This is a genomic window from Intestinibacter sp., assembly GCF_051866655.1.
Classification (GTDB): domain Bacteria; phylum Bacillota; class Clostridia; order Peptostreptococcales; family Peptostreptococcaceae; genus Intestinibacter.
Genome location: NZ_JBJDXL010000230.1, coordinates 1 through 4,518 on the forward strand (window position 1 = coordinate 1; position 4,518 = coordinate 4,518).

Below are 4,518 nucleotides of genomic sequence, written 5' to 3' on the forward strand. Positions count from 1 at the left end.
TAGATGTGTTGAGTTGTTGTAGTCAAAGCATCAACACAAAGTTGTTAAATATAATTACAATGGTTGGGGAAGGAATATATATAGTATGAGAGAATTTATAAATGTAAATTAATAAAAACACATATAATTTGCATTTAATACAGAAAATAAAATTTAATTAATGTAAAAGTACATATAATTTATTATAATATTTAAATAGATTAAATTTATGAGGAGGTTGGATCAAATTAAAAAAATAATAAAAAAGTTATTGGATGTTAAAAATAATTTTGAAAAAAAATATGGAAAAATCCAGGTGGGCAATATAAATTCTAGGGCGGCAGAAGTTTCTTTTTATATGTTACTTTGTTTATTTCCATTTTTATTATTTACGATAAGTGCAGTAGTTTTTATTCCAGTTATATATTTAAATAGATATATAAATATACTAGAAACTTTAGTGCCAGCTAGCGCTTTTGTAATATTGGAGAGTCTTATTAGGTCTATTATAGGAAATAGAAGCATTAAGCTTTTGGTGACCAGCTTTTTTTTAGCGATATGGTCTATGTCAAAGGCTGTAAAATCCCTTATAAGGGGTATTAATAGATCCTACGGTGTAAATGAGAGCAGATCTTTTTTTAAGGTGTTATTTATATCTATTGTTTTTGCAATTATGCTATTGATTCTTATAATTATGTCTATGATATTGCTTATATGTGGTGAAAAAATTGGAATATTTGTATTTAATTTAATTAATTTAGATAAGTATTTTATTTATATATGGAATATTTTAAGATATAGTATTGGGATTTCTGTAATTATAATAATATTAGTTGCTCTTTACACTATTACTCCAAATACTCATGTGAATTATAAAAATTCCATTCCTGGAGCTGTAATATCTACATTTCTTTGGATTGTAGTAGGTTATTTTTATTCTTTTTATGTAAATAATTTTTCAAATTACGATGTCATATATGGCAGTTTGGGAGGAATAGTAGTACTTATAACTTGGATTTATTTGAGTTGCTGGACTATTTTAATCGGCTCTGAAGTCAATGCAAGGCTCCTTTATAAAAAAAGAAATAGAATAAAAATACAAAAAAATATAAAAGAAAGTTGACAATTTGATAATTATATCATATTATATAATTATTAAATCTAATTAAAAAAAGGCAATGAATAGGAAGAGTAAATCTAATTCGGTTTACAGAGAGGAAAATTTATAGCTGGAAGATTTTCTAAATTAGAGGGATTGAAAACTACCTAGGAGCTGTGGTCTGAAGTTATAGAGATATAGTAGTAAGACTTACCGTTAGTCGCGTTAAGACATTGAGTGGATTTTTATCAAATTAGGTGGAACCGCGGGAGAATATCTCGTCCTTTTTATTACAAGGGACGAGTTTTTTTATTTTAAAAATAAAATTATATTTTTAAAAGCAAAATTAAAAAATAATCAAAAAGGCAATGAATAGGAAGAGTAAATCTAATTCGGTTTACAGAGAGGAAAATTTATAGCTGGAAGATTTTCTAAATTAGAGGGATTGAAAACTACCTAGGAGCTGTGGTCTGAAGTTATAGAGATATAGTAGTAAGACTTACCGTTAGTCGCGTTAAAACTTTGAGTGAGTTATTATAAAAATAACTAAATAGGGTGGAACCGCGAGAGACTCGTCCCTTTTAAGGACAGGAGTCTTTTTTATTACAAAAATAAATAGTATATACAAGAAAAATTGCTAGTAGGAGGTAAATTTAAAAATGAAAATAGGAATATTAGGATACGGAACAGTTGCAAGCGGATTAGTAGATATAATTGATAGTAACAAGGATAAAAGAGATATAAGTATAGAAGGTATATTAGTTAGAGATGTAAATAAATACTCACATAAAAAGCATGCAGATGTTTTAACTTCAAATATAGACGATATATTTGCTAAAGGTATAGATGTAATGGTTGAATTACTAGGGGGATTACATCCATCTTATGAATATTTAAAAAAGGCAATAGAAAATAAAATAAACGTAGTAACTGCAAATAAAGATATGTTAGCTGAATACGGTGCAGAATTAGTTAGCTTAGCTAAAGAGAACGGAGTATGTATAAAATTTGAAGCTTCAGTAGGCGGTGGTATACCAGTTATAAAACCACTTATAGAATCACTAGAAGGAAATGAAATAAGTTCAATATCTGCTATACTAAACGGAACTACAAACTTTATTTTATCAAAAATGTACGATGAAAATTTATCTTATGAAGAAGCATTAAAAGAAGCGCAAGATCTAGGATTTGCCGAAGCTAATCCAGAAGCAGATGTAATGGGATATGATGCAGGTAGAAAATTATCAATACTATCTACTTTATCATATAACAAGAGAGTTTACTGGAAGGATTTCTATCTAGAAGGTATAGATAAAATAGAACATAAAGATATAGAATACGCAAAACAACTTGGATGCAAAATAAAATTAGTTGGCCAAAGTAAATTAAAAGACGGAAAGGTAAATGGATTTGTAAGACCAGTTTTAGTAGATAACGACAATATAATGTCTAAAATAGATAATGAATTCAATATAATAGTTGCAAATGGAGACTTCTTAGGGGAAGTATCATTTGTAGGTAAAGGAGCAGGAAAAGACGCTACAGGAAGTGCAGTATATGCAGATGTACTAGATATATACGATAAACGTATAAATAATGTAGATGCGTTTATTCAAGAACAAGTACCTGTAGATAAGCTAGTATCAAGTGAATGTAAGGCTTTACTTAGATTCAAAAAACCTCAAAAGGACAAGATAATATCTGTTTTAAAGGAAAAATTAATAGATTCTGAGGTAATAGCTCAAGATGATGAATTAGCTGTTATGGTAGATGCTTCTTCTGAATGTGCTATAAACGATAGCCTAGATGCTATACAAAATAATAATTACTGTGAAGATATGAGTAAAATATTAAAATTAAGCCTGTAAGGATACTTTGCTAAAAGTAGATTTAAAAATAAGTTGTTGTTTGAAATAGGGAATGTCTCGTTAAATGGCATTCCCTATTTCTCTCTAGAAACTTAGAAACGTATTCCTGTAAAAATTTGTATCTAATTTTATTTATATAGATTATAATAAAATATAGATATATAAATATTGGAAATAGGAGGAAAAAAGATGGAGATAATAAAAAATTCAACATTTAAAAATGTTGAAACTGAAAAAATCGTAAAAGAACAAGTATCTTCTATAATAGAAGATATAAAAATAAATAAAGACGAAGCTCTAAAAAAATACAATATGAAATTCGACAACAACAATAGAGAGGTAATAAGAGTTTCAAAGGAAGAAATCGAAGAAGCATATAAACAAGTAGACGATAAATTTATCGAAAACTTAAAGGTGGCTGCTGCAAATATAGAAAGCTTCGCTAAAGCACAAAAAGAAAGCTTCGACAATAACTTCGAAAAAGAAATATACCCAGGCGTTATCCTAGGTCAAAAACATATACCAGTTAATTCTTGTCTAGCATATGTACCAGGTGGAGGATATCCTTTATTTTCAACTGCTCTAATGCTTATAATACCAGCAAAGGTTGCAGGTGTTAAAAGAGTTGTAGCATGCTCTCCAACTATGAAGGATGTTGCAAAAATAAATCCTAAAACACTAGTAGCTATGGATATAGCAGGGGCAGATGAAATCTACGCAACTGGAGGTGTACAAGCAATAGCTGCATTTACATATGGAACAGAAAGTATAAAACCAGTAGACATAATCGTAGGACCAGGAAATAAATACGTAACAGAAGCTAAAAGACAATGCTACGGTACTGTAGGTATAGATTTTGTCGCAGGACCAAGTGAAGTACTTATAATAGCCGACGAAACAGCAAACTCTACATATATAGCAGCAGATGTGCTTGCACAATGTGAACACGATTTAAATGCCAGAGGAATACTTTTAACAACTAATAGAAAATTTGCAAAAGAAGTAGAAAAAAAGGTAGAAGAAATGCTAGAAGTACTTCCTACTAAAAATATAGCTAAGCCATCATGGGATAACAACGGAGAAATAATTTTAGTAGACGACTTAAAAGAAGCAGTAGAATTATCAAATGAATACGCTCCAGAACATCTAGAAATAAATGTGAAAAACAATGAAGGAATAATAGAAGATCTTGTAAACTATGGATCACTATTTATAGGTGGATATTCAGCAGAGGTATTTGGAGATTATGTATCAGGAACAAATCATACACTACCTACATTAAAGGCATCTAGATATACAGGTGGAGTTTGGGTAGGTACATTTATAAAAACTTGCACACACCAAGTATTAAATAAAGAAGCTATAAAATCTCTAGCTCCAGTTGCAGTTGAATTAGCTACAGATGAAGGATTACACGCTCATGCAAATGCTGCTAGAGTTAGATTAGAAAACAAATAATATTAAAAAAGATATATTAATTATTAATTAGTATATCATAAATATCGTAATAAATAATACAGTATTAAAATGCCATATAATAGAGAATATCTAAAAAATGGCATTTTTTTATGT

At 29.1% G+C, this 4,518-nt stretch carries 3 protein-coding genes and 2 other annotated features; all 3 genes read left to right on the forward strand.

Annotation, left to right across the window (positions count from 1 at the left end; translation table 11 throughout):
• The first annotated feature begins 217 nt into the window (after window positions 1-217).
• The 3 genes from ACI3VO_RS06905 (at window position 218) to hisD (ending at window position 4,404) form a co-directional block, all read left to right on the forward strand.
• Entirely contained in the window at window positions 218-1,102 is an 885-nt protein-coding gene (locus tag ACI3VO_RS06905) for a YihY/virulence factor BrkB family protein (protein WP_439757201.1), read from the forward strand.
• Between the two features lie 46 nt (window positions 1,103-1,148).
• Window positions 1,149-1,367, forward strand: a binding site (T-box leader).
• Window positions 1,368-1,437: 70 nt separating this feature from the next.
• Window positions 1,438-1,661 (forward strand) — a binding site (T-box leader).
• Window positions 1,662-1,737: 76 nt separating this feature from the next.
• Window positions 1,738-2,946, forward strand: a complete 1,209-nt coding sequence (locus ACI3VO_RS06910) for a homoserine dehydrogenase (protein WP_439757202.1) — start codon at window positions 1,738-1,740, stop codon at window positions 2,944-2,946.
• Window positions 2,947-3,135: 189 nt separating this feature from the next.
• Entirely contained in the window at window positions 3,136-4,404 is a 1,269-nt protein-coding gene (gene hisD, locus ACI3VO_RS06915) for a histidinol dehydrogenase (RefSeq protein WP_439757203.1), read from the forward strand.
• Window positions 4,405-4,518: the final 114 nt, after the last annotated feature.